The 23316-nt window shown below is 67.3% G+C and carries 25 protein-coding genes; 5 read left to right on the top strand and 20 right to left on the bottom strand.

Annotation, left to right across the window (positions count from 1 at the left end):
* The 9 genes from IBX53_RS05345 to IBX53_RS05305 all read right to left on the bottom strand — a co-directional run.
* The coding region (locus IBX53_RS05345) for a protein TolA (protein WP_290906512.1) at nt 1-863 on the bottom strand (863 nt) is incomplete at its 3' end.
* Between the two features lie 9 nt (nt 864-872).
* Complete coding sequence (gene tolR, locus IBX53_RS05340) at nt 873-1313, bottom strand: protein TolR (RefSeq protein WP_290906509.1); 441 nt, start codon at nt 1311-1313, stop codon at nt 873-875.
* A 12-nt stretch (nt 1314-1325) separates the two neighbouring features.
* Nucleotides 1326-2015, bottom strand: coding sequence for a protein TolQ (gene tolQ, locus IBX53_RS05335; RefSeq protein ID WP_290906506.1), 690 nt, complete (start codon nt 2013-2015; stop codon nt 1326-1328).
* Nucleotides 2012-2443, bottom strand: a complete 432-nt coding sequence (ybgC, locus tag IBX53_RS05330) for a tol-pal system-associated acyl-CoA thioesterase (protein ID WP_290906504.1) — start codon at nt 2441-2443, stop codon at nt 2012-2014. The genes tolQ and ybgC overlap by 4 nt, the downstream gene beginning before the upstream one ends.
* Nucleotides 2440-3477: a Holliday junction branch migration DNA helicase RuvB gene (ruvB, locus tag IBX53_RS05325; RefSeq protein ID WP_290906500.1), complete on the bottom strand. Its 1038-nt coding sequence runs from the start codon at nt 3475-3477 to the stop codon at nt 2440-2442. Before ruvB ends, ybgC begins: the two co-directional genes overlap by 4 nt.
* A gap of 4 nt (nt 3478-3481) precedes the next feature.
* Complete coding sequence (gene ruvA, locus IBX53_RS05320) at nt 3482-4093, bottom strand: Holliday junction branch migration protein RuvA (RefSeq protein WP_290906497.1); 612 nt, start codon at nt 4091-4093, stop codon at nt 3482-3484.
* A gap of 151 nt (nt 4094-4244) precedes the next feature.
* The gene (gene ruvC, locus IBX53_RS05315) at nt 4245-4784 is read right to left on the bottom strand and encodes a crossover junction endodeoxyribonuclease RuvC (protein ID WP_290906520.1); all 540 of its coding nucleotides are present in this window, start codon (nt 4782-4784) and stop codon (nt 4245-4247) included.
* Nucleotides 4785-4912: 128 nt separating this feature from the next.
* Complete coding sequence (gene aspS, locus IBX53_RS05310) at nt 4913-6691, bottom strand: aspartate--tRNA ligase (protein WP_290906493.1); 1779 nt, start codon at nt 6689-6691, stop codon at nt 4913-4915.
* Between the two features lie 54 nt (nt 6692-6745).
* The gene (locus tag IBX53_RS05305) at nt 6746-7045 is read right to left on the bottom strand and encodes a zinc ribbon domain-containing protein (protein ID WP_290906490.1); all 300 of its coding nucleotides are present in this window, start codon (nt 7043-7045) and stop codon (nt 6746-6748) included.
* Between the two features lie 181 nt (nt 7046-7226).
* Here IBX53_RS05305 and IBX53_RS05300 point away from each other — a divergent pair, with 181 nt between their 5' ends.
* From IBX53_RS05300 to IBX53_RS05290, 3 genes are read left to right on the top strand one after another with little or no spacing between them, the layout of a single operon-like run.
* A complete protein-coding gene (locus IBX53_RS05300; RefSeq protein WP_290906487.1) occupies nt 7227-8162 on the top strand; it encodes a D-2-hydroxyacid dehydrogenase in 936 nt (311 codons plus the stop codon).
* Nucleotides 8163-8177: 15 nt separating this feature from the next.
* Complete coding sequence (locus IBX53_RS05295; RefSeq protein WP_290906484.1) at nt 8178-9080, top strand: ribokinase; 903 nt, start codon at nt 8178-8180, stop codon at nt 9078-9080.
* The gene (locus IBX53_RS05290) at nt 9077-10021 is read left to right on the top strand and encodes a nucleoside hydrolase (protein ID WP_290906482.1); all 945 of its coding nucleotides are present in this window, start codon (nt 9077-9079) and stop codon (nt 10019-10021) included. The genes IBX53_RS05295 and IBX53_RS05290 overlap by 4 nt, the downstream gene beginning before the upstream one ends.
* 3 nt (nt 10022-10024) lie before the next feature.
* Here the strand turns inward: IBX53_RS05290 and IBX53_RS05285 are convergent, their stop codons facing one another.
* Nucleotides 10025-10297, bottom strand: coding sequence for an acylphosphatase (locus IBX53_RS05285; protein ID WP_290906480.1), 273 nt, complete (start codon nt 10295-10297; stop codon nt 10025-10027).
* Between the two features lie 141 nt (nt 10298-10438).
* Nucleotides 10439-11341, bottom strand: coding sequence for a YihY/virulence factor BrkB family protein (locus IBX53_RS05280; RefSeq protein WP_290906516.1), 903 nt, complete (start codon nt 11339-11341; stop codon nt 10439-10441).
* A 180-nt stretch (nt 11342-11521) separates the two neighbouring features.
* On the opposite strand from IBX53_RS05280, the gene IBX53_RS05275 reads away from it, so the two are divergent.
* Nucleotides 11522-12616, top strand: a complete 1095-nt coding sequence (locus IBX53_RS05275; protein WP_290906478.1) for a bifunctional nicotinamide-nucleotide adenylyltransferase/Nudix hydroxylase — start codon at nt 11522-11524, stop codon at nt 12614-12616.
* Nucleotides 12617-12626: 10 nt separating this feature from the next.
* Here the strand turns inward: IBX53_RS05275 and IBX53_RS05270 are convergent, their stop codons facing one another.
* The 7 genes from IBX53_RS05270 to IBX53_RS05240 all read right to left on the bottom strand — a co-directional run bounded on the left by IBX53_RS05270 (nt 12627) and on the right by IBX53_RS05240 (nt 19679).
* Complete coding sequence (locus IBX53_RS05270) at nt 12627-13544, bottom strand: LysR substrate-binding domain-containing protein (protein WP_290906476.1); 918 nt, start codon at nt 13542-13544, stop codon at nt 12627-12629.
* Between the two features lie 64 nt (nt 13545-13608).
* Nucleotides 13609-15024: a cardiolipin synthase gene (cls, locus tag IBX53_RS05265; protein WP_290906474.1), complete on the bottom strand. Its 1416-nt coding sequence runs from the start codon at nt 15022-15024 to the stop codon at nt 13609-13611.
* A gap of 92 nt (nt 15025-15116) precedes the next feature.
* Nucleotides 15117-16622 (bottom strand): fumarate hydratase, encoded by a 1506-nt coding sequence (locus tag IBX53_RS05260; protein WP_290906472.1) that lies wholly within the window; start codon nt 16620-16622, stop codon nt 15117-15119.
* A gap of 188 nt (nt 16623-16810) precedes the next feature.
* Entirely contained in the window at nt 16811-16921 is a 111-nt protein-coding gene (locus tag IBX53_RS05255) for a zinc finger domain-containing protein (protein ID WP_367171540.1), read from the bottom strand.
* A gap of 74 nt (nt 16922-16995) precedes the next feature.
* The gene (gene uvrB, locus IBX53_RS05250; protein WP_290906470.1) at nt 16996-19023 is read right to left on the bottom strand and encodes an excinuclease ABC subunit UvrB; all 2028 of its coding nucleotides are present in this window, start codon (nt 19021-19023) and stop codon (nt 16996-16998) included.
* 28 nt (nt 19024-19051) lie between these two features.
* Nucleotides 19052-19468 (bottom strand): OsmC family protein, encoded by a 417-nt coding sequence (locus tag IBX53_RS05245; RefSeq protein WP_290906467.1) that lies wholly within the window; start codon nt 19466-19468, stop codon nt 19052-19054.
* Nucleotides 19469-19481: 13 nt separating this feature from the next.
* A complete protein-coding gene (locus tag IBX53_RS05240) occupies nt 19482-19679 on the bottom strand; it encodes a hypothetical protein (protein ID WP_290906463.1) in 198 nt (65 codons plus the stop codon).
* A gap of 182 nt (nt 19680-19861) precedes the next feature.
* Here IBX53_RS05240 and IBX53_RS05235 point away from each other — a divergent pair, with 182 nt between their 5' ends.
* Nucleotides 19862-20899: a folate-binding protein gene (locus IBX53_RS05235; protein ID WP_290906460.1), complete on the top strand. Its 1038-nt coding sequence runs from the start codon at nt 19862-19864 to the stop codon at nt 20897-20899.
* Here the strand turns inward: IBX53_RS05235 and IBX53_RS05230 are convergent, their stop codons facing one another.
* Nucleotides 20900-21658 (bottom strand): TatD family hydrolase, encoded by a 759-nt coding sequence (locus IBX53_RS05230; RefSeq protein WP_290906457.1) that lies wholly within the window; start codon nt 21656-21658, stop codon nt 20900-20902.
* 9 nt (nt 21659-21667) lie between these two features.
* On the bottom strand, nt 21668-23257 hold the full coding sequence (prfC, locus tag IBX53_RS05225; protein WP_290906454.1) for a peptide chain release factor 3: 1590 nt from the start codon (nt 23255-23257) through the stop codon (nt 21668-21670).
* Between the last annotated feature and the right edge of the window lie 59 nt (nt 23258-23316).

Raw genomic sequence — 23316 nt, 5'->3', positions numbered from 1 at the left:
TCCTCGGCGGCACGCCGCGCGGCCTCCTCGGCCTCACGCTGGCGCTGGGCCTCCTGCTCCGCCTGACGCTGACGCTCGGCTTCTGCCTCGGCCTCACGCTGGCGCTCGGCTTCTGCCTCCGCCTGACGCTGGCGCTCGGCTTCTGCCTCCGCCTGACGCTGGCGCTCGGCTTCTGCCTCGGCCTGGCGCTGGCGCTCGGCCTCCTGCTCCGCCTGACGTTGGCGCTCGGCTTCTGCTTCGGCCTGGCGCTGGCGTTCAGCTTCTGCCTCGGCTTCACGCTGGCGCTGGGCCTCCTGCTCCGCCTGGCGCCGGCGCTCGGCTTCTGCCTCGGCCTCACGCTGGCGTTCAGCTTCTGCCTCGGCCTCACGCTGGCGCTGAGCCTCCTGCTCCGCCTGACGCTGGCGCTCGGCCTCCAACGCCTGCTGTTCGCTCTGCGCTTCACGTTGCTCTTCACGCAGCTGGGCCTGGCGGTCGGCCTCCTCGGCGCGTCGTCTGGCGTCGGCCTCTGCCGCCTCGGCGGCACGACGGGCCTCTTCCTGGGCCTGCTCCTCCGCCTCGCGCTGTGCTTCCCGGGCTGACTGCTCGGCGGCGGCGGCTTCCTCGGCCTGACGCGCGGCCTCTTCGGCCTCACGCAGCTCGTCTGCCTGACGTGCCAGGGCGCGGGCCCTGGCCGCCTCGGCACGCTGGGCCTGGTCGGTCACCGTCTCGGTGCTGACCAGGGTGGCCTGGACGATGGAGGACGAGCTGGGTTCCGGCTCGCTGGTCGGCAGGCTGATCACGCTGAACAGCACCACGACGACGTGCAGCGCTATCGCCAGGATCGTCGGCAGGCCGTACCCCACCCGTGGGTCCTGTATGGCCATCTGGACTCCTCAGCCTTCCCCGCCGGGTGGTTCGGAGATCAGCCCGACGTTGGCGACGCCGGCGACCTGCAGGGTGCTCATCAGGGTGACGACCTGACCGTAGGAGACGCTGTGGTCTCCCCGCACCATCACCGGCGTGCCGGGACCACGCTCCAGCAGGATGATCACCCGGTCGGCGAGTTCGTCCAGGCTCACCGGCGTCGAGTCACTGCCCAGCTCCAGGTAGATCTGCCCCTCGCGGTCAAGCGCGACGATAATTGGCTCACTGTCCTCCGGCGTTTCAATAGGCTCGGAGGTGACCTGTGGCAGATCGACCTGGACGCCCTGGGTCATCATGGGAGCCGTGATCATGAAGATCACCAGCAGCACCAGCATGACGTCGATGAAAGGCACGACGTTGATCTCGCCCATGGGCTTGCGCCCGCTGCCGCGATTGAAAGGTCCATTCATTTCCAGACTCCCTCAGGCGGCGCCGGTTTCGGGCCGGCCCTGCAGGTTGCGGTGCAGGATGGAGTGGAACTCCTCGGCGAAGTCCTCGTACTTGCCCAGCAGACGGCCCGATTCGGAGGAGAGCCGGTTGTAGAAGATCACCGCGGGAATCGCGGCGAACAGGCCCATGGCAGTAGCGATCAGCGCCTCGGCGATCCATGGTGCCACTGTGGCAAGCGTCGCCTGCTGGGTCATGGAGAGCGCCTGGAAGGAGCCCATGATGCCCCAGACGGTGCCGAACAGGCCGATATAGGGGCTGGCCGAGGCCACGGTGGCCAGGAACACCAGATGCAGGCTGAGGCGCTCCTCCTCTCGGGACCAGGCGACCCGCATGCTGCGCTGGACGCCGTCGAGGATCGCCTGGGGGCTGCGGGTCTTGGGCAGCAGGCGGTTGAACTCGCGAAAGCCGGCACGGAATACGTGCTCTGCGCCCTGGGTCTCCTGTTCGGCCGGGGTCTCCCGGTAGAGCTCGTTCAGGTCGACCCCGGACCAGAAGCGCTCCTCGAAGGCCTGGTGGGTGCGGCGAGCGCGGCGCATCACGAAGGTACGCTGGAAGATCACGACCCAGGAGAGGATCGAGCCCACCGTGAGCAGCAGCATGACCAGCTGCACCACGGTACTGGCGCTCATGATCAGGTGGGGTATGGACATGGAGTCGTTCACGGGCATCCTCGTTGGGCTTGCGGTTGGTCAGAGAGGTGTGTGAGCCGCGCAGCCAGGGCCGGCGGCCAGGATACGGGCTTGAGGCGCGTCGCATCGATGCAGGCGATGTCGACCCGCGCCTCGCACAAGGGTTCCCCGCGACGGCTCACGACCTGGGCGAACTGAAGCCGGACGCGGCCATGGGACCGGACCTCGGCGCTCACCTCGAGCGCGTCGTCCAGCCGGGCGGGCTTGGCATAGCGGCACTCCAGCCGGTGAACCACCAGCTGGATGCCGGATTCGAACAGCTCGCGCTGGGTGATCCCCAGTTCGCGCAGCCATTCGCTGCGTGCCCGCTCCATGTATTTCAGATAGTTGACGTAGTAGACGATGCCACCGGCATCGGTGTCCTCGATATAGACGCGCACTGGCAGCCGGAACTCGCTCACGGCCGGGTCTCCCCCGCAGCGTCCGCGACATTCTCGTCCGGTGCCAGGCCAAAGTGCAGCCAGGCCTGGCGGGTCACTACCCGGCCGCGGGCGGTCCGCATCATCAGCCCCTGCTGGATCAGGAAGGGCTCGATGACATCCTCGATGGTATCGCGCTCCTCACCGATGGCGGCGGCTAGAGAGTCGACGCCCACCGGGCCGCCGTCGAACTTCTCGATCATCGCCAGCAGCAGGCGGCGGTCCATATGGTCGAGACCGTGATGATCGACGTGCAGCATGTCCAGCGCTCGGTCGGCGATCGCGGCGTCGATGCGGCCGCTGCCGCGCACCTCGGCGTAGTCACGCACGCGGCGCAGCAGGCGGTTGGCGATGCGCGGCGTGCCCCGGGACCGGCGGGCTACCTCCAGGGCGCCCTCGCTGTCGGTCTCGACCCCCATCAGTCGCGCCGAGCGGGTAACGATCTCGGTGAGTTCGCCGATGGCGTAGAATTCCAGGCGCTGGACGATCCCGAAACGATCCCGCAGCGGTGACGTGAGCAGCCCCGCCCGGGTGGTCGCCCCGACCAGGGTGAAGGGCGGCAGGTCGAGCTTGATGGAGCGCGCTGCGGGCCCCTCCCCGATCATGATGTCGAGCTGGAAGTCCTCCATGGCGGGATAGAGGATCTCCTCCACCACCGGCGAGAGGCGGTGGATCTCGTCGATGAACAGCACATCGCCGGCTTCGAGGTTGGTGAGCATGGCGGCCAGGTCGCCCGCCCGCTCCAGCACCGGTCCGGAGGTGGACTTTAGCCCTACGCCCATCTCCGCGGCGATGATGTTGGCCAGCGTCGTCTTGCCGAGTCCCGGGGGGCCGAACACCAGAGTGTGGTCGAGGCTCTCGTTACGCCCTCGGGCGGCACCGATGAAGATCTCGAGCTGCTCGCGCACACGCGGCTGGCCGATGTAGTCAACCAGCCGCTTGGGGCGGATGGCGCGGTCGATGGGCTCCTCGCCCTCGCGGACGTCGGCGGCGATGAGGCGATCGTTCTCGAGCATCGCGCTACCCCGCCATCCGGCGGCTCAGGGCCGCCTTGATCATCGCCTCGGTGCTGCCCTCGCCCTCCAGGCCCGTCAGCATCCTGGCCGCCTCGGTGGGCTTGTAGCCCAAGCTGACCAGGGCCGCCTCGGCGTCGGCCAGGGGGTCGTGGCGCGCAGGGGTCGGGGTAGTACCGCCGACCAGGCCCGCCAGGGCGTCGTCGCCGGGCTCCCAATGGGGAAAGCGGTCGCGCATCTCGATGATCAGCCGCTCGGCGGTCTTCTTGCCAACGCCGGGCAGACGCATCAGCGACTTGACGTCGTCATCGAGCACGCAGCGCTGGAACGCCGCCTCGTCCATGCCGGAGAGGATCGCCAGGGCCAGCCGGGGGCCGACGCCATTGACCTTGATCAGTGCACGGAACAGCGCCCGTTCCTGCTCCCGAGCGAAACCGTAGAGCAGGTGGGCGTCCTCACGCACGATCAGGTGGGTGTGCAGGGAGACAGACTCGCCGGTGACCGGCAGGGCCACCAGGGTGGTCATGGAGGCCTCGAGTTCATAGCCGACCCCGGCCACGTCCACCACCAGCCAGGGAGGCTGTTTCTCTAGCAGGGTGCCACGCAGGCGTCCAATCATGGGGAAATCCGTGTCCTTCACGTCAGGCAAGGCGGCAGACACCGCCGATGCCGCCACTATACTGGTCGCTTGCATGGCTGGCCAGCCTGTGATGAAACAGCGTTCGACAACCCGGAGAGCCCGTCGGAGGCGTCGCCGCGGGGCGACAGCCTCAGGGTCGAAAATCCCGCCAGGAGCCGCCCTTCCTGCGGCTCCTGTGGCCGCCGAAGCTACCCGTCTGCAGCAGGCCGAGGCGCGCATGGGCATGGGTCAGGGCGATGGCCAGGGCATCGGCGGCATCGGCCTGGGGCGTGGCGGAGAGGCCCAGCACCGCCGTCACCATATGCTGCACCTGGGCCTTGCCGGCGCTGCCGGTGCCGGTCACCGCCTGCTTGATCTGCCGCGGACCGTACTCGCTCACCGGCAGGCCATGGTTGGCGGCACAGACGATGGCGGTACCGCGGGCCTGGCCGAGCTTGAGCGCCGAATCGGCGTTCTTGGCCATGAACACCTGCTCGATGGCGAACTCCGCCGGGCGATGCACGGCGATCAGCTCGCTGACGCCCGCGTAGACCTGGGCCAGCTTCTGGGCCAGGTCGTCGGCCTGGATGCGGATGCAGCCACTGGCCACGTAGCGCGGGGTCGAGGTGGAGACGTCGAGCACGCCGTAGCCGGTGATCCGCGAGCCGGGGTCGATGCCGAGGATCAGCATGATCGCCCGCCCGCGGCGAGCCGGAGAGATTTCGGCATGGGTGGCCTCCTTGGCCTGGCGAGTCGCCATCATACGACACCGGCGCCCATGGGGCGCCGGTATCCTGCTGCGTCAGGTGCCAGAAGCGATCATTCCTGCCCTTCCGCCTTGGCCTTCTGGCGCAATCGGATGCTCAGCTCGCGCAGCTGGTCGACGCTGACCTCGCCCGGGGCGTCGGTCATCAGGCAGCCGGCGCTCTGGGTCTTCGGGAAGGCGATCACCTCGCGGATGGTGCGGGCCCCCGCCATCAGCATCACCAGGCGGTCGAGGCCGAAGGCCAGGCCGCCGTGGGGCGGTGCGCCATACTGCAGGGCATCGAGCAGGAAGCCGAACTTCTCGCGGGCCTCCTCCTCGCCGATGCCGAGGATCTCGAACACGGTGGTCTGCATGGCCTGGTCGTGGATACGGATGGAGCCACCGCCCAGTTCGGTGCCGTTGAGCACCATGTCGTAGGCCCGGGAGAGCGCGCCCGCCGGGTTGGCCTTGAGTGCCTCGGGGGTGCACGACGGCGAGGTGAAGGGGTGGTGCAGCGGGCTCAGGCGACCGTCGTCATCGGCCTCGAACATCGGGAAGTCCACCACCCACAGCGGCGCCCAGGGCTGGGTGTAGAGGTCGAGATCCTCGCCCAGCCTGACCCGCAGTGCGCCGATCGCCTCGTTGACGATGCGCGCCTTGTCGGCCCCGAAGAAGATGATGTCGCCGTCCTCGGCGCCGACGCGGTCGAGCAGCTGCTCCACCACGTTCTCCATGAACTTGACGATGGGGGACTGCAGGCCCTCGATGCCCTTGGCACGCTCGTTAACCTTGATCCAGGCCAGCCCCTTGGCGCCGTAGATGCCGACGAACTTCGTGTACTCGTCGATCTCCTTGCGGGAGAGTTTGGAACCACCCGGCACGCGCAGCGCGGCCACGCGGCCATCCTCGGCGCTGGCCGGGCCCGAGAACACCTTGAAGTCCACCTGCTGCATCAGGTCGTCGACGTCGGTGAGCTCCAGCGGGATGCGCAGGTCCGGCTTGTCGGAGCCGTAGCGGGTCATCGCCTCGGTCCAGGTCATGCGCGGGAACTCGGGCAGTTCGACGGCCAGCACCTCCTGAAACAGCTGGCGGATCATCGCCTCGGTGATGCCCATGATGTCGTCCTCGGAGACGAAGGAGGCCTCGAGGTCGATCTGGGTGAACTCCGGCTGGCGGTCGGCGCGCAGGTCCTCATCACGGAAGCACTTGGCGATCTGATAGTAGCGGTCGAAGCCGGCCACCATCAGCAGCTGCTTGAACAGCTGCGGCGACTGGGGCAGCGCGAAGAAGCTGCCCGGATGGGTGCGGCTCGGCACCAGGTAGTCGCGGGCCCCTTCCGGGGTCGCGCGGGTCAGGATCGGGGTCTCGATGTCGAGGAAGCCCTGCCCCTCCAGGAAGGCGCGCACGCTGTGGGAGATTCGCGAGCGCAGGCGCAGCTTCTCGATCATCTCGGGACGGCGCAGGTCGATATAGCGGTGCTTGAGGCGCACCTCCTCGCCCACCTTGCCGTGCTCGTCGAGCTGGAAGGGTGGCGTGGCGGCGGTGTTGAGCACCTCCACCTCCCTGGCGAGCACCTCGATCATGCCGGTGGGCATGTTGGGATTCTGAGTGCCTTCCGGGCGCAGCCGTACGCGGCCCTGGATGCGCAGTACGTACTCGCTGCGGGCGCGGTCGGCGGTGGCGAAGGCCTCGGCGGTGTCGGGGTCGACCACGACCTGAGCGATACCGTCACGATCGCGCATATCGAGGAAGATCACGCCCCCGTGGTCACGGCGGCGGTGTACCCAGCCGCACAGGGTGACCGTCTGGTCCACCAGGGTCTCGTTGAGCTGGCCGCAATAATGGCTGCGCATGTCGTATCCTGTTTTATAGCGTAATTGGAGAAGTGGCGGCACGCAGGACGTCCCTCAGGCCGCCGCGCCCTTCTTCGGTGATGCCGTGTCTGGCGATGTCGGTTTCGAGGCGGCCTGATTCGACGACGAGGCGTCACCGGAAGCCGAATCACCGGCCAGGTTCCTCTTGCTGCCCGACTTGAAATCGGTCTCGTACCAGCCGCCGCCGGCCAGGCGGAAACCGGCCGCCGATACCAGCCGCGAGAGCGCGGGGGCCTCGCAGGCGGGGCAGTCGGTCAGCGGCGCGGCGCTGAGCTTCTGGAGTTTTTCCAGGCGCTGACCGCAGGCCTTGCACTCGTATTCGTAGATGGGCATGGTTTGATCACTCCGGAAAGTCACGTTATTCCGATCAGGACGCTGCCGGGAGTACCCGGCGAGAACGAAGCGGTGGCCGGCCCGCTGCGAAACCAAGCCTGCCAAAGCCCGACATTATAGCGTGCCCGGCACCCTTGTGGGCAAGGCGCGCCGCCCAAGGCACCACAAGGAAGCCCAACCGATGAAAGCCGTTATCCTCGACGCCGCCAGCCTCGGCCCCGATATCGACCTTGAACCGATTCGCGAACGGGTCGATCCCCTTGAGGTGCATGACCAGAGCACGGCTACGGAAGCCCGCGAGCGCCTGGCCGGTGCCCAGGTCGGCATCGTCAACAAGGTGGTGCTCGACGCTCCCACCCTGGAGGCCCTGCCCGATCTGAAGCTGATCTGTGTTCTAGCGACGGGGACCAACAATATCGACATGGCCGCCGCCGAGCGCCTGGGCATCGCGGTGAAGAACGTCAGCGCCTACGGCACCGCCAGCGTGGCCCAGCACACCCTGATGCTGATGCTGAGCCTGGCCAACCGCCTGCCGCTCTACCAGCGCGACGTGGCCGAGGGGCGTTGGGGCGAGAGCCCCTTCTTCTGCCTGATGGACCATGGCACCCTGCAGCTGGAAGGCAAGCAGCTGGTCATCGTCGGCCAGGGGGTGCTGGGAAGTCGAGTCGCCCAGCTCGCCGAGGCCTTCGGCATGGGGGTGACCTTCGCCGCCCGCCCGGGCAACGAGGCCACCGACACTCGACCGAGCCTGGCCAGGCTCGCCCCCGCTGCCGACATCATCAGCCTGCACTGCCCGCTGAACGACGCTACCCGCCACCTGGTCGATGCCGGCCTGCTGGCCACCCTCAAGCCCGGCGCCCTGCTGGTCAACTGCGCCCGGGGAGGCATCATCGACGAGCCGGCGGCGCTGGCAACCCTGCGCGAGGGTCGCCTGGGCGGGCTCGGCGTCGACGTGCTGCCGGTGGAGCCGCCCCGGGATGGCCATCCGCTCATCGATGCCCTGGCGGAGCCGCTGAACCTGATCGTCACGCCCCACAACGCCTGGATCACGCCGGAGGCGCGCCAGAAGATCGTGGCGCTCACCGCCGAGAACCTGCGCGACTGGCAGGCCGAGTGAAGGAGGAGCAGGCCCATGCTGCACAACTTCGGCTCCATCAACCTCGATCACGTCTATCGTGTCCCCCACCTGGTCAGGCCCGGTGAGACCCTGGCCAGCGATGACTACCGGGTCGGCCTGGGCGGCAAGGGGGCCAACCAGTCCCTGGCCATGGCCAGGGCCGGCGGCCGCGTCTGCCACTGGGGCCGGCTGGGCCGCCAGGACGCCTGGGCCCGCGACACCCTCTCCCGGGCCGGTGTCGACGTCTCCCGGGTGAACCTCCTGGATGAACCCAGCGGCCACGCGATCATCCAGGTGGATCATCAAGCAGAGAACGCCATCATCCTATTCCCCGGGGCCAACCATGGCTTCCGCCGCGCCGACCTGAGCGAGCTGGTGGCCGGCACCCAGCCCGGCGACTGGCTGCTGACCCAGAACGAGTGTCTCGGGCTCACCACGCTGCTCCCCCTGGCCGACGACCATGGGCTGAAGATCGCCTTCAACCCTGCCCCCATCTCCGAAGAGGTACTCGGGCTGCCGCTGTGGCGCTGCCGACTGCTGTTCGTCAACCGCAGCGAGGCGGCCGGTCTCACCGGCCTTGAGCTGGACGCCAGCGCAGACGCCCTGCTCGACGCCCTGGCCGCACAGCTGCCCGCCAGCGAGGTCGTGCTGACCCTGGGCGGCGAAGGCGCCTGGCACCAGCAGGGTGACCAGCGAGTGCATCAGCCGGCGCTGCCGGTCAAGGCCGTGGACACTACCGGGGCCGGCGACACCTTCATCGGCTACTTCATGGCCGCCCGGCAGGCGCGGCTGCCGGTCGGCGAGTGCCTGAAGCGAGCCGCCACCGCCGCGGCCCTGGCCGTCCAGCGCCCCGGCGCCGCCGAGAGCATACCCGACCTCGCCGATGTCGAGCGGGCATTAAAAGGAGAGACGTCATGAAACAGCCGATCATCTTCGATACCGACCCCGGGGTGGACGACGCCCAGGCCATCGCCATCGCCCTGCGCCATCCAGAGCTCGACCTACTGGGCCTGACCACCACCTACGGCAACGTGGACGTGGAGGTGGCGACCCGCAACGCCCTGCTGCTGGCCCAGCTGGCTGGCCGCGACGACGTCCCGGTTGCTCAGGGAGCCGCCGCGCCGCTGGTCAAGACGCGCTACCCGCCGCCCGCTCACATCCACGGGGCTAATGGCCTGGGCGACATACCTCTGCCCGAGGTGAAGGGTAAGGCGAATCCCCGAACCGCAGCACAGTTTATCGTCGACACGGTCAATGCTCACCCCGGCCAGGTCGCTCTGGTGGCAGTTGGCCCCCTGGGCAACCTGGCGGCGGCCCTGCAGCTCGACCCGACCCTCACCGAGCGGGTCAAGCAGGTGGTGATCATGGGAGGCTCGATCCGCGAAGGAGGCAACGTGACCCCGGTCGCCGAGGCCAACATGTTCAACGATCCCCATGCAGCGCGCCGCGTGCTGACAGCCGGCTGGCCGCTGACCCTTGTGGGGCTCGACGTCACCCACCGCTGCGTGTTGACCCCGGCGCACATGGCGCGCATCGAGTCCGGCCAGGGCGAACTAGGCAGGGTCCTGGCCGGCAGCTACGCCTTCTATCGCGACTTCTATCAGGAGTTCCTGGGCATCGACGGCTGCTGTCCCCACGACAGCTGTGCCCTCGCCTGGCTGCTCAGACCCGACCTGTTCACCACGGCGCGCGGTCACCTGACGGTGGTCACCGAGGACGATGCCGAGGGCCAGACGCTGTTCGCCCCAGAGGGCCGGGCCTTCATCGACTCACGCTGGTCGCGGACGCCGGCGGTGGACGTCTGCCTGGGGGTGGACGGCGAGACGGTGAGCGACTGGATTGCCGATGTGCTGAGTTAGGAGCTAGCTGGTCCGAAAATCATCGGGTACGTGGGCCTCGATCACCTCGAGCTCCACATGGGTGACCCGTGCGTTCTCCGGCCCCTTCCAGAGCCACTCGCTGACCGCCTTCACGGCATCGGGGCCGCCGCACAGCAGCACCTCCACTCGCCCATCGGGCAGGTTCCGGGCATGGCCGGTGACCCGATGCTGGAGGGCCTTCTCCTGGGTTGCCCGGCGATACCAGACTCCCTGCACCTTGCCCGTCACCAGCGCCTTCACGCAGCATGTCTCCATGGTCCCCTCCCGGGTCGTGTCTTGATGATGCTCTCTTTGTACCAGTCTCCCGCCCGTCGTCGCCAGCCCTGCTTCCGAGGCCGCCGAAATCGCCTGGCAGGGCCACGACGGCCATGGCCGAACGGCGGTGATCGATCATATTCAGCCTTGGTTGGCATCCATCAGTTCCCGCCTGACCACCACCGCGGTATTACGCGGTACTACCGGGCGGCCCCGCTCGTCCAGGTGGCAGCGGGTAAAGGCCGCCCCGAACAGGAGAATGAGGGACGAGTAGTAGACCCACAACAGGATCATCACCACCGAGCCGGCGGCTCCGTAGGTGGAAGCGGTGGCGGTGTGGGAGAGGTAGATGGCAATCCCCGAGCGCCCCACCGCAAACAGCACCGCCGTGACCACGGCACCGACCAGCACGTCCTTCCAGCGCAGTACCACGTCGGGCAGCACCTTGAAGATGGTGGCAAAGAGCGCCGCGATCACCGCCAGGGAAACCAGGAACTCCACTCCCGTGGTGAGAAACCCCACGAAGGGCATGAGATCATCGGCGGCCTGGAGCATGGCACGCACCGCCACCCCCAGCACCAGTGACACCAGCAGGATAAAGCCGATGGAGAGCACCACGGTCAGCGACATCAGACGGTTCTTGATGAACACCAGGGCGCTGTTGGCGCTGGGACGAGCGGTCACCCCCCAGATGGTGTTGAGGGAGAACTGCATCTGCGCGAAGACCGTGGTGGCACCCACCATCAGCGCGCCGAAGCCGAGCAGGGTCGGCAGCAACCCCGACTCCTCGATGCGCGACTGGGCGACTGCCTGCTCGATGGCCGCCGCGGCGTCATGGCCCATGGTGTCCTGCAACTGGGCGACGATCTGTCCCTGGGCGGCATCCTCTCCCAGGACCAGGCCGATGACGGTGACCGCGATGATCATCGTGGGAGCCAGCGAGAAGAGCGTGTAGAAGGCCAGCGATCCCGCATAGCTGAAGGCGTTGCGCTCCAGCCACAGGCGAATCGCGTTGTGGGTCACGTTCCACCAGAAGCGCAACATGGCGCCGAGGGTGGATGGCATGAGTGTTCGAAGGTTGATCATGAGGTTCCCCGCATCCCTGTGTCGCCAACAGGATACGCGAATGGACGTCACCCTGCCGCCCAACCGCCCGCATTGCCAATCCCCGGACGGGCCAATCATAATGGGCCGCTGCTGCCCACACTCTCTCCAGGATCCGCCATGCCAGCCTGCCCGGATATCGACAGTGACACCTTCGACTTCGACTGCCTGGTGTTCATCGGCCGCTTCCAGCCGCCCCACCTGGGGCATCTGGCGGTGATCCACGACGCGCTCAAGCGCGCTCGCCAGGTCATCGTGCTGGTGGGCTCCTCCTGGCAGGCGCGCTCGATGCGCAACCCATGGCACTTCGACGAACGCCGCGCCATGCTCCGCAGCGGCTTCGATGACGAGGAGAACGCCCGGCTGGCCGTGGTGCCCCTGCTCGACGCCCTCTACAACAACGATGTCTGGGTGCGCGACGTGCAGCGCAAGGTGCGCGATATCGCCAGCCCCCAGAGCGCCAGGCTGCCACGCATCGGCCTGATCGGTGCAAGCCGTGGCCAGTCGAGCTACTACCTGTCCCTTTTCCCCCAGTGGGAGTCGGTGAGCGTGCCGCTGGTAGAAGGCATCTCGGCAAGCCAGATCCGCGAGCGGCTGTTTCGCTCCATCTCCTCAGCCGACGACTACCTGACGACCGGGGCCTCCCACGACCTGCCGCCAGGGGTGGTCAGCGCCGTCCGCACCTTCTGCACCGGCGAGCACTATCGGCAACTGAGCGAGGAGCAGCGCCTGCTGGATCAATACCGAAGCGCCTGGGCCCAGGCGCCCTATCCGCCCATCTTCGTGACGGTGAATGCGGTGGTGGTGCAGTCGGGGCATGTGCTGCTGGTGCGTCGCACCGCGGCACCCGGCAAGGGGCTACTCGCCCTGCCCGGCGGCTTCATCAACTCCCATGAGCGGCTGCTGGATGCCTGCCTCAGGGAACTTCGCGAGCGGATTCGTCTCAAGGTGCCGGAGCCGGTGTTGAAGGGATCCCTGCGCGGCCAGAGGTTGTTTGACGAGCCCCATCGCAGCTGGCGGGGACGCACCCTGGCCGAGGCCTTCTACTTCGCCCTGACCCCGGACCAGCAGCTGCCCCGGCTAAAGCCGGTGAAGGGAGGCGACCACGCCCGCTGGGTGGCGCTGGCTGACCTGGAGCCGGAGGCCCTCTTCGAGGACCACTTCTTCATCATCCAGAATTTTCTCGGCCTGCCGGCCGATTTCGGCGGGAATTGAGACGCGACTGTCAGGCCTGGAGGAAGTCCCGCGGCAGCTTCTGCATCTGCCGCCACAACTTCTCCACGCCGGGCTTGTGGACCATGGAGCAACGATAGAGGCGGATCTCCAGGGGGACATCCCACTCCTCACCCCCGGCGCGCACCAGCCGGCCGCTCTTGAGCTCCTCGCGGATGCAGAAGTCGGGGATCCAGGCCATGCCGATGCCCTGCAGCACCATCCCCTTGAGCCCTTCAGCCATGGCGGTCTCGTAGACGGTGCGCAGACGCAGGCGCAGGGCATCGTTCTTGAGCAGCATGCGCACGCTGCTCCCCAGGAAAGCCCCCTGGGTGTAGGCGAGATAGGGAATCGACTCGCAGCCCTCCAGCGGAAAGCGTGGCCTGCCCGCGTCATCGGGCAGGCTGACGGGGAGCATCTTCACCTGGCCGATGGAGAACGAGGGAAACAGCTCCGAATCGAGTTGCATGCTGGCGTAGGGATCGTAGTAGGCCAGCATCAGGTCGCACTTGCCTTCACGCAGCACATGGATCGCCTCCCCCACGTTCATGGCCACCAGACGGGTAGGCAGCTCCCCTATGCCCTGCTGAAGGCGCGATATCCACGGAGGAAAGAAGCTCAGCGCGAGCGAGTGGGCGGCGACGATATCCAGCGCCTCGTTGGCGATGGCCAGGCCGCGCAGGTGCCCAAGGCTCTCGTTGAGCTGCTCCACCAGGTTGCGGGCGGTGACCAGGAACAGCTGCCCCTCGGAGGTGAGGTCAACGGGAGTGGTGGAACGATCTACCAGCGTGGCCCCCACGGCCTGCTCAAGAGCGCGAATGCGGCGACTGAAGGCGGGCTGGGTGACGTGTCGCTGTCGCGCCGAGGCGGAAAAGCTGCGGGTATTGGCCAGAGCGACGAAGTCTTCCAGCCACTTGGTCTCGAGGTTCACCGTGACTCCCGGTCCGCGGATGGCAGGGCGGCCGACGCGGCGGCCATCGTGAAACGATAATGTATCACTGGATGGGCGACAGCAGGTAGGCGGCCCGCGAAACCAGCTTGCGCCACAGGGGTCGCGAGGTGATCTCGTCCACGTTGATGCGCCGGCAGTCGGCGAAGTCCTTCTCCAGCATCAGGCGCACCTGGGCGGCGAAGAGACGATCCGGCAGGAAGGCAGTGATCTCGAAGTTGAGCCGGAAGGAGCGGTTGTCGAGATTCACGGTGCCCACGCTGGCCGCCGAATCATCGATCAGCATCACCTTCTGGTGCAGGAAGCCTGGCTGATAACGATAGACCTTCACGCCGGCCCGGAGCATGTCGGGCAGGAAGGAGAAGGCCGACAGGAACACCAGCAGGTGGTCGGGGCGCTCCGGGATCATGATGCGCACATCGACCCCGCGCATGGCGGCCAGGCGCAGGGCGTCCTGGACCCCCTGGTCCGGGACGAAGTAGGGGCTGGTGACCCAGAAGCGCTCGCGCGCGCTATGAATGGCATGCTGCACCAGCAGCCCGGCCGTGTCCTGGCGGTCGGCCGGGCCCGAGGGCACGATGACCACCTGATGGCACTCCTCGCAGGTCACCTGAGGGGTCCAGGAGAGGGAGATCACCTCGCCGGTGGCCCAATGCCAGTCCTCCCAGAAGGCCTCCTGGAGGCCCAGCACACTGGGTCCGGCGAGCTTGAGGTGGGTGTCCCGCCAGGGTCCGTGACGGCCCTGCCCCAGATATTCCACGCCGACGTTGAAGCCGCCGACCCACCCCTCGCGGCCGTCCACCACCAGCACCTTGCGATGGTTGCGGAAGTTGAGCTGGAAACGGTGACGAAACCCACGCGACGAACGAAAGGCACTCACCTCCACCCCGCTGCTGACGAGATCACGCAGGTAACCCTCATTGAGCTTGTGGCTGCCCACCTCGTCATAGAGGAAGTAGACTCTCACCCCGTGCTCGGCGGCACGCTGCAGGCGATGCTTGAGGGCGATGCCAAGCGCATCGTTACGCACGATGAAGAACTGGATGAGGATGTACTCCTCGGCGTGTTCGATGCCGTCGAAGAGGCTGTCGAAGGTGGCCTCCCCATCGACCAGCAGCTCGGCGCGGTTGCCGCTGGTCATCGGCATCATCGCCAGTTGCTCCACGGCACGAACGTCGGGGTCACGGGTGTCGGCCACAAAGGGTGCCAACTGCTCGCGATAGCGGGCCAGCACCCGGCGCAGCACGGTATCGCGCTCGCCGCGGGCGGAGACGTAGCCATAGAAGCGCGGCTGGCCGAAGATCCAGTAGGCCGGCACCGCCACGTAGGGCAGCGTGATCAGGGAGAGGATCCAGGCGATGGCGCCCTGCGAGGTACGGCTCGACAACAGGGCCAGCAGCGCCGAGAGGATCCCCAGCACATGGAAAAGGAAGATGGCCAGGCCGAACAGCCAGGAGGTCATGCTCTCTCCCTGAAAAACAGTGTTCTACAGGATACCCAAAGGCGAACGGCCCCGCCAGGTGGCGGGGCCGCTATGTTGCCCTGGGACGGGGATCAGACGCGCTCGGCGATGATCTCCTTCCACTTGGCGGGACCGGTCTGGTGCACTGAGGTCCCCTGGCTGTCCACGGCCACGGTCACCGGCATGTCCTCCACCTCGAACTCGTAGATGGCCTCCATGCCGAGGTCCTCGAAGCCCACCACCCGGGACTTCTTGATCGCCTGGGCGACCAGGTAGGCGGAGCCGCCAACGGCCATCAGGTAGACGGCCTTGTTGTCGCGGATCGCCTCGATGGCGGTCGGGCCCCGCTCGGCCTTGCCGACCATGCCCAGCAGGCCGGTCTCCTCCAGCATGGTACGGGTGAACTTGTCCATGCGGGTGGCGGTGGTGGGACCGGCCGGACCCACCACCTCGTCGCGCACCGGATCCACCGGGCCCACGTAGTAGATGAAGCGACCCTTCATGTCCACAGGCAGCGGCTCCCCCTTGGCGAGCATATCCACCATGCGCTTGTGGGCGGCATCGCGGCCGGTGAGCAGCTTGCCGTTGAGCAGCAGGGTATCGCCGGGCTGCCAGGTCTGCACCTCTTCCGGGGTGACGGTGTCGAGGTTGATGCGCTTGACGTTGTCGCCGGCCTCGCGGGTGATCTCCGGCCAGTCCTCCAGCTTCGGCGCCGGCAGCGCGGCGGGCCCGGAGCCGTCCAGGGTGAAGTGGGCGTGGCGCGTCGCGGCACAGTTGGGAATGATCGCCACCGGCTTGTTGGCCGCATGGGTCGGGAAGTCCCTGACCTTGATGTCGAGCACCGTGGTCAGGCCGCCCAGCCCCTGGGCGCCGATACCGCTCCTGTTGACCTTGTCGAACAGCTCAAGACGCAGCTCCTCGGCGCGGCTGGAGGCACCGCGGGCCTGCAGCTCCTGGATGTCGATGGGGTCGAGCAGCGCCTCCTTGGCGATCTCCATGGCCTTCTCGGCGGTGCCGCCGATGCCGATGCCCAGCATGCCGGGCGGGCACCAGCCGGCCCCCATCTTGGGCAGTTGCTCCATCACCCAGTCGACCACGCTGTCGGAGGGGTTGAGCATGGCAAACTTGGACTTGGCCTCGCTGCCGCCGCCCTTGGCCGCCACATAGACCTCCACGGTGTCGCCGGGGACGATCTTGTGGTGGATGATCGCCGGGGTGTTGTCGCCGGTGTTCTTGCGGGCGCCATCCGGGTCGGCCAGCACCGAGGCACGCAGCACGTTGTCGGGCAGCGCATAGGCACGGCGCACTCCCTCGTTGACCATGTCGTCCAGACTCATCTCGGCATCCCAGCGGACGTTCATGCCCACGTGCAGGAAGACCGTCACGATGCCGGTGTCCTGGCAGATCGGACGGTGCCCCATGGCACACATGCGCGAGTTGATCAGGATCTGGGCGATGGCGTCCTTGGCCGCCGGGTTCTCCTCGCGCTCGTAGGCCTGGGCCATGGCGTCGATGAAGTCCTTGGGGTGGTAGTAGGAGATGTACTGCAGCGCATCGGCGACGCTCTGGATCAGATCGTCCTGGCGAATCACGGTCATCAGCAAGGGGCTCCTTGGCGTTGTCGGCTTGCCCGCTAGCGTTCCGGCTCCCTGGCCGGTGTGGCGGGCTCGAACGGCACGCATTATACCCCACCCTGCCGCCTGTCGACATCAGTGCCACCGAAGGTTCCATAGCTGCTGCTATGGCAGAATATGATAACGGTATAAGCCTGGAAAGAAAGAAAGCATCAGACGGCTGGCTGGCACCGTGGGCACACATAGATCGGCCGGGAAGCGACCATGATCCGCTCGATGAGCGTGGCGCAGCGATGGCAGGCCAGCCCCTCGCGCTCGAACACGGCAAAGCGCCAGCGCCGCCGGGAAGCACCACCCGCCCGGTCGGCGGCGCGGCGAATCTCGGGGCCCTCCGGCACTAGATGGCACCCAGCATCAGCTGACGCTCCTTGAGCTGATGCAGCCGGTCGCGCAGCCGCGCGGCCGCCTCGAACTCCAGGTTCTGGGCCGCCTCGAACATCGCGTCTTCCACCCGGGTCGTTTCCCGAGCCAGATCCGCCGGAGACAGCTCGGCGGGGTCGTAGATCGCCTCCTTCTCCGCCACCTTGCGTTCGCCACGGCGCCCCTTGCCCTTGCGGCCCGGGGCCTGGGCGGCCTCGAGAATATCCGCCACCGAGCGGGTCACCGTGGTCGGCGTGATGCCATGGGCCTCGTTATGGGCGACCTGCTTGGCGCGGCGCCGGTCGGTCTCCTCCATGGCGCGGCGCATCGAGTCGGTGACCCGGTCGCCGTAGAGGATCGCCTTGCCGTGGGCATTGCGCGCGGCGCGGCCCATGGTCTGGATCAGCGAGCGCTCGTTGCGCAGGAAGCCCTCCTTGTCGGCGTCGAGGATCGCTACCAGGGAGACCTCGGGAATATCGAGGCCCTCGCGCAGCAGGTTGATACCCACCAGCACATCGAACTTGCCCAGGCGCAGGTCGCGGATGATCTCCACCCGCTCCACGGTATCGATGTCCGAGTGCAGGTAGCGAACGCGCACGCCGTGCTCGTCCAGGTATTCGGTGAGATCCTCGGACATGCGCTTGGTGAGCGTCGTCACCAGCACCCGCTCGCCCACCTCGCTGCGCAGGCGGATCTCCGAAAGCAGATCGTCCACCTGGGTGCTGGCGGGCCGCACTTCGATCTCCGGATCGAGCAGGCCGGTGGGTCGCACCACCTGCTCCACCACCTGGCCGGCATGGGCCGCCTCGTAGGGTCCCGGGGTCGCGGAGACGAAGATCGTCTGGGGGCTGATCGCCTCCCACTCCTCGAACTTCATCGGGCGGTTGTCCAGCGCCGAGGGCAGCCGGAAACCGTACTCCACCAGGGTCTCCTTTCGGGAGCGGTCACCCTTGTACATGCCCCCCACCTGGGGAACGCTGACGTGGCTCTCGTCGATGAACAGCAGCGCATCCGCCGGCAGGTAGTCGAAGAAGGTGGGCGGCGGCTCGCCAGGGTTGCGTCCGGAGAGGTAGCGGGAGTAGTTCTCGATGCCGTTGCAGTAGCCCAGCTCCAGCATCATCTCGATGTCGTAGAGGGTGCGCTGCTCCAGGCGCTGGGCCTCCACCAGCTTGTCGTGCTTGCGCAGCCACTCGAGGCGCTCCACCAGTTCGGCCTTGATCGCATCGATGGCGCCGAGGATCGTCTCCCGAGGCGTCACGTAGTGGGACTTGGGGTAGATGGTCATGCGCGGCACCTTGCCCCGCACCTCGCCGGTGAGCGGATCGAACAGACTGATGGTGTCGATCTCGTCGTCGAACAGCTCCACACGCACCGCCTCGTCCTCGGCGTCCGCCGGGAAGATGTCGATGACGTCGCCGCGCACCCGGTAGGTGCCGCGCTTGAAGTCCATGTCGTTGCGGGTGTACTGCAGCTCCGCCAGGCGGCGCAGGAAGGAGCGCTGGTCGATCAGCTCGCCGCGGGTGAAGTGCAGGCGCATCTTCAGGTACTGCTCGGGGTCGCCCAGGCCGTAGATGGCCGATACCGAGACCACGATCAGCGCATCGCGGCGTTCCAGCAGCGCCTTGGTGGCCGAGAGGCGCATCTGCTCGATGTGCTCGTTGATGGAAGCATCCTTCTCGATGAATGTGTCCGACGACGGCACATAGGCCTCGGGCTGGTAGTAGTCGTAGTAGGAGACGAAGTACTCGATGGCGTTGTCGGGGAAGAATGCCCTGAACTCGCCGTAGAGCTGGGCCGCCAGGGTCTTGTTGGGCGCCATGACGATGGTCGGGCGCTGCAGGCGCTCGACCACGTTGGCCATGGTGAAGGTCTTGCCCGACCCCGTCACCCCGAGCAGCGTCTGGTGGGCGAGCCCCGCTTCCAGCCCCTTGACCAGGCTGTCGATGGCCGTGAGCTGATCGCCGGCGGGCTGGAACTTCGAAGCGAGGCGAAAGGGCTTGCTCATGGCGTCTCCGCGGGTAGGGTCCGGAATGTCAGGCCTCGACGGTGGTCCGCGTGGAAACCTCCACGGTGGAACTGGTCATCAGGCGATGGATCGGGCACTTGTGGCTGATCTCCTCGAGGCGCAGACGCTGGTCGGGGTCCTCGATGCCGTGGAAGGTCATCTCCACGTCGAGCCGGTAGGTGCCATGGCGCTCCTCGCTGTCATCGCGATGCACCTTCACGCTCACCCCTTCCAGGGGCCACTTCTTGCGCTTGGCATACATCATGGAGGTGATCGCCTTGCAGGCCCCCAGCGACAGGTCGAAGTAGTCGTGGGGATCCGGGGCGCTGCCCTCGCCGCCATAGGCCACCGGCACATCGACGAAGAGGTCGTCGAAGCCGTCCAGTTCGACCCGCTGGCGAAAGATGTGGTTGCGTACGCTTACGACCTCAATGGTCTTCTTCATGGGAACCTCCTGTTCACTTGACCTGGACGGGGAGCTTGAGGGCCTCGATGGCCTTGATCAGCGCCTCGCGCCGGGCGCGCCCCTCGACCTCGGCGCCATGGCGTCCCACCTCGGCGCTGTCGACGCCGTCGAGCATCATCAGGGCGGTGGTGATACGGTTGATCTGGTCGGCGTTCTCGACGCCCGTGAAGCTCAGCGATTGGTGCGCCATCGAGACGGCTCTCCGAGGTGGTGGCGAGAGGTGCGGCGGGGCCTGTCGCGGGATGCCGCAAGCGCCCTGCAGAAATCTGCCGCGAGTCTAGCATGGCGCCGGAGCGGCCACAGCGGTTGCAATGTCGCACGGCTACCCGCATAAGAGGAGCCAGCCACCCAGCAGACGACAAGGAGCCCCCCATGCACGACTGGATCACCGCCTGTGGCGGACGGCAGGACGCCGAGGACCGGATCGCCTTCGACACCCCGGCGCCGGCCCGCCAGGCCCTGGATGGCACCGTGGTGACACCGCTGGTCCACCTGGGCGTGCTCGACGTGACCGGCCCCGACGCCGAGAGATTCCTGCAGGGCCAGGCCAGCGCCCAGGTGGGCCTGGCCGACGGCGATTTCGCCCCCCTCACCGTGTTCTGCACCCCCAAGGGACGCATGCTGGCGAATGCCCAGTTGCTGCGCATCGCCGAGGGGCACTACCGGCTGCTGATCCAGCGCGGCCTGGTGCAATCCCTGGCGGAGCACCTGGGCAAGTTCGCCGCCTTCTACAAGGCCGAGCTCCGGGTGCGCGATGACCTGGCGCTGATCGGCCTGATCGGCCAGGACGCCCCGGCGCTGGCCGAGGTGAGGCTGGACCTGGCGCCGCCCCCGGTGTGGCACCAGGCGGGGGATGCCGAGACCCAGCTGCTGACCCACCCTGGCCCGCGCCCGCGCCAGCTGATCTGCCTGGCCGCCGAGGCTGCCGCGGCGCTGTGGACGTGCCTCGCCGAGCAGGCCACCCCGGTGGGCAATGCCATCTGGTGCCTGCATGACATCCAGGCCGGGCTGGCCTGGCTGACGCCCGCCCACCGCGATGCCCTGCTGCCGCAGATGATCAACTGGGAGGCGCTGGGCGGCATCAGCTTCAAGAAGGGCTGCTACACGGGGCAGGAGGTGGTGGCCCGGGCCCACTTCCGCGGCCAGGTGAAGCGTCGCCTGGTCAGGGCCCAGTTGGAAGGCGGAGAGCTCCCCGCCCTGGCAAGCCCCGTGGAGAGTGCCGACGGCAAGGCGGTGGGCGAGGTGGTGGCCGCCGAGCTCGACGCCTATGACCAGGCGGAGATCCTGGCGGTGCTGAGCACCAAGGAGGACCTGGGCCCCCTGAGCGTGGCAGGCCAGGCGCTCAAGCGACTGACGCTGCCCTACCCCATCGAACGGCTGGACCCGGAGAGCCTGGCGGCCAGGCGCTAGTCACAGCCGGAAAAGCCGCCTGGCGCTGGCGGTACTGGCCGCCGCCACCGCCTCGAAGGATTCCTGGCGCAGTTCGGCCACGACCCGGCACACCTCCGCCACCCGCGCCGGCTCGTTGCGCTCGCCCTGGCGCCCTGCCAGCGGCATGTCGGGGCTGTCGGTCTCCAGCACATAGCCCTCGTCAGGCAGGCTCGCCACCGCCCGCCGCAGGCGCTGCGCCCGATCGAAGGTGACAGCGCCGCCCAGGCCGACGACGAAGCCGAGGTCGAGAAACGCCGCCGCCTGCTCGGGGGAGCCCACGAAGGCATGAATCAACCCGCCGGCGGGCAGGTCGAGTTGGCGCAGCCGCTTGGCGACCTTATCGTTGGCGTGAACACAGTGGATCACCACCGGCTGGCGGCGAGCCTTGGCCAGGCGCAGCTGGGCATCGAAGAGCCGCCACTGGGCGTCGAGGACCTCGGGAAAGCGGGCATCGATGCCGCACTCGCCGATCGCCACCACCTCGGGATGTTCGTCCAGTGCCGTCTCCAGGGCCGCCAGGTCCTGCTCGCCATGCTCGCCCATGAAGTAGGGGTGCAGCCCCAGGCAGACGCTGACGTCATCGCGCTTCCCCAGCGCCAGCACGTCGGGCCAGCGCTTGCGCGTCGTGCCCGGCACCACGAAATGCGTGACGCCCACCGCCCTGGCCCGTGCGAACACCGCCTCGCGGTCGGCGTCGAAATCGGGGAAGTCCAGGTGGCAGTGGGCGTCTATCAGCATGGAAGGGAGTCAGTGCTCCCGGGTGGGCTGGAAGCGGATCTCCGGCCAGCGCTCCTGGGTCATCTGCAGGTTGACCCGGGTGGGGGCGATATAGGTCAGGTAGCCGCCGCCGTCGATGGCCAGGTTGGTGCTGGCCTTGCGCTTGAACTCCTCGAGCTTCTTCGCATCATCGCAGTAGATCCAGCGCGCGGTGTTGACGTTCACCCCCTCGTAGACCGCCTCCACCTTGTACTCCTCCTTGAGGCGGTGAGCGACCACGTCGAACTGCAGGGTACCCACGGCACCGAGGATCAGGTCGTTGTTGTCCACGGGCATGAAGACCTGGGTGGCGCCCTCCTCGGAGAGCTGCTGCAGGCCCTTCTGCAGCGCCTTCATCTTGAGCGGGTCCTTGAGGCGCACGCGCTTGAAGAGCTCCGGGGCGAAGTGCGGAATGCCGGTGAAGCGCATGTCTTCGCCCTGGGTGAAGGTGTCGCCGATCTGGATGGTACCGTGATTGTGCAGACCGATGATGTCGCCCGGCCAGGCCTCCTCCACCTGGGTACGATCCGCGGCCATGAAGGTCAGGGCATCGGCGATCTTGACGTCCTTGCCGATGCGCACGTGGCGCATCTTCATGTTCTTCTCGTACTTGCCCGAACAGACCCGCAGGAAGGCGATACGATCCCGGTGGTTGGGGTCCATGTTGGCCTGGATCTTGAACACGAAGCCGGTGAAGCGGCCGTCCTCGGCCTCCACGGTGCGGGTGTCGGTCTCGCGGGGCTGAGGCGGTGGCGCATACTCCACGAAGCCATCCATCATCTCGCGCACGCCGAAGTTGCCCATGGCGGTGCCGAAGTAGACCGGCGTGAGTTCCCCGCGCAGGTAGGCCGCGTGATCGAACTCGTGGGAGGCGCCCCGCACCAGTTCGACCTCCATGCGCAGTTCCTCGGCCTGATCCTCGCCGAGCACCGCATCCACCTCGGGATTGTCGAGCCCCTGGATGCGCCAGTCATCGGGGATGCGGCTGCCCTGCCCCTGGGTGTAGAGATGAACGACATCATTGTAGAGGTGGTAGACGCCCTTGAAGTGGCGCCCCATGCCGATCGGCCAGGTCATGGGCGCGCACTGGATCTTGAGTACCTCCTCGACCTCGTCCATTACCTCGATGGGCTCACGGATATCACGGTCCATCTTGTTGACGAAGGTGAGGATTGGCGTGGTGCGAAGGCGACACACCTCCATCAGCTTGACGGTCCGGGCCTCGACGCCCTTGGCGCCGTCGATCACCATCAGCGCCGAGTCCACCGCCGTCAATGTCCGGTAGGTATCCTCGGAAAAGTCCTCGTGGCCCGGGGTATCGAGGAGGTTGACGATGCGGCCGCCATAGGGGAACTGCATCACCGAGGTGGTCACCGAGATGCCGCGCTCCTGCTCCATCTTCATCCAGTCGGAGGTGGCGTGGCGATCGGCCCGCTTGCTCTTCACCGAGCCGGCCATCTGGATGGCGTTCCCGAACAGCAGCATCTTCTCGGTGATGGTGGTCTTGCCCGCGTCGGGGTGGCTGATGATTGCGAAGGTGCGTCGCAGCCCGACTTCACGGGCCAAGGTGGCGTCTGACATCGATGGCGAATTCGTCGTCGTGGCACCGCAGGGGTGCGTGAATGGTTGCCGATGAGGCG

It is taken from the genome of Halomonas sp. (assembly GCF_014859505.1).
Classification (GTDB): domain Bacteria; phylum Pseudomonadota; class Gammaproteobacteria; order Pseudomonadales; family Halomonadaceae; genus Halomonas.
The sequence above is the reverse complement of the archived record's forward strand: the minus strand, read 5'-3'. Positions and strand labels throughout refer to the sequence as shown.

Excerpts from the sequence above, each read along its gene's own strand:
- tolR (WP_290906509.1), bottom strand. The coding sequence starts at position 1,313 with ATGAATGGACCTTTCAATCGCGGCAGCGGGCGCAAGCCCATGGGCGAG.
- ruvB (WP_290906500.1), bottom strand. The coding sequence starts at position 3,477 with ATGCTCGAGAACGATCGCCTCATCGCCGCCGACGTCCGCGAGGGCGAG.
- ruvA (WP_290906497.1), bottom strand. The coding sequence starts at position 4,093 with ATGATTGGACGCCTGCGTGGCACCCTGCTAGAGAAACAGCCTCCCTGG.
- ruvC (WP_290906520.1), bottom strand. The coding sequence starts at position 4,784 with ATGCTGATCCTCGGCATCGACCCCGGCTCGCGGATCACCGGCTACGGC.
- aspS (WP_290906493.1), bottom strand. The coding sequence starts at position 6,691 with ATGCGCAGCCATTATTGCGGCCAGCTCAACGAGACCCTGGTGGACCAG.
- IBX53_RS05305 (WP_290906490.1), bottom strand. The coding sequence starts at position 7,045 with ATGCCCATCTACGAATACGAGTGCAAGGCCTGCGGTCAGCGCCTGGAA.
- IBX53_RS05300 (WP_290906487.1), top strand. The coding sequence starts at position 7,227 with ATGAAAGCCGTTATCCTCGACGCCGCCAGCCTCGGCCCCGATATCGAC.
- IBX53_RS05295 (WP_290906484.1), top strand. The coding sequence starts at position 8,178 with ATGCTGCACAACTTCGGCTCCATCAACCTCGATCACGTCTATCGTGTC.
- IBX53_RS05290 (WP_290906482.1), top strand. The coding sequence starts at position 9,077 with ATGAAACAGCCGATCATCTTCGATACCGACCCCGGGGTGGACGACGCC.
- IBX53_RS05285 (WP_290906480.1), bottom strand. The coding sequence starts at position 10,297 with ATGGAGACATGCTGCGTGAAGGCGCTGGTGACGGGCAAGGTGCAGGGA.
- IBX53_RS05280 (WP_290906516.1), bottom strand. The coding sequence starts at position 11,341 with ATGTTGCGCTTCTGGTGGAACGTGACCCACAACGCGATTCGCCTGTGG.
- IBX53_RS05275 (WP_290906478.1), top strand. The coding sequence starts at position 11,522 with ATGCCAGCCTGCCCGGATATCGACAGTGACACCTTCGACTTCGACTGC.
- cls (WP_290906474.1), bottom strand. The coding sequence starts at position 15,024 with ATGACCTCCTGGCTGTTCGGCCTGGCCATCTTCCTTTTCCATGTGCTG.
- IBX53_RS05260 (WP_290906472.1), bottom strand. The coding sequence starts at position 16,622 with ATGACCGTGATTCGCCAGGACGATCTGATCCAGAGCGTCGCCGATGCG.
- uvrB (WP_290906470.1), bottom strand. The coding sequence starts at position 19,023 with ATGAGCAAGCCCTTTCGCCTCGCTTCGAAGTTCCAGCCCGCCGGCGAT.
- IBX53_RS05245 (WP_290906467.1), bottom strand. The coding sequence starts at position 19,468 with ATGAAGAAGACCATTGAGGTCGTAAGCGTACGCAACCACATCTTTCGC.
- IBX53_RS05240 (WP_290906463.1), bottom strand. The coding sequence starts at position 19,679 with ATGGCGCACCAATCGCTGAGCTTCACGGGCGTCGAGAACGCCGACCAG.
- IBX53_RS05235 (WP_290906460.1), top strand. The coding sequence starts at position 19,862 with ATGCACGACTGGATCACCGCCTGTGGCGGACGGCAGGACGCCGAGGAC.
- IBX53_RS05230 (WP_290906457.1), bottom strand. The coding sequence starts at position 21,658 with ATGCTGATAGACGCCCACTGCCACCTGGACTTCCCCGATTTCGACGCC.
- prfC (WP_290906454.1), bottom strand. The coding sequence starts at position 23,257 with ATGTCAGACGCCACCTTGGCCCGTGAAGTCGGGCTGCGACGCACCTTC.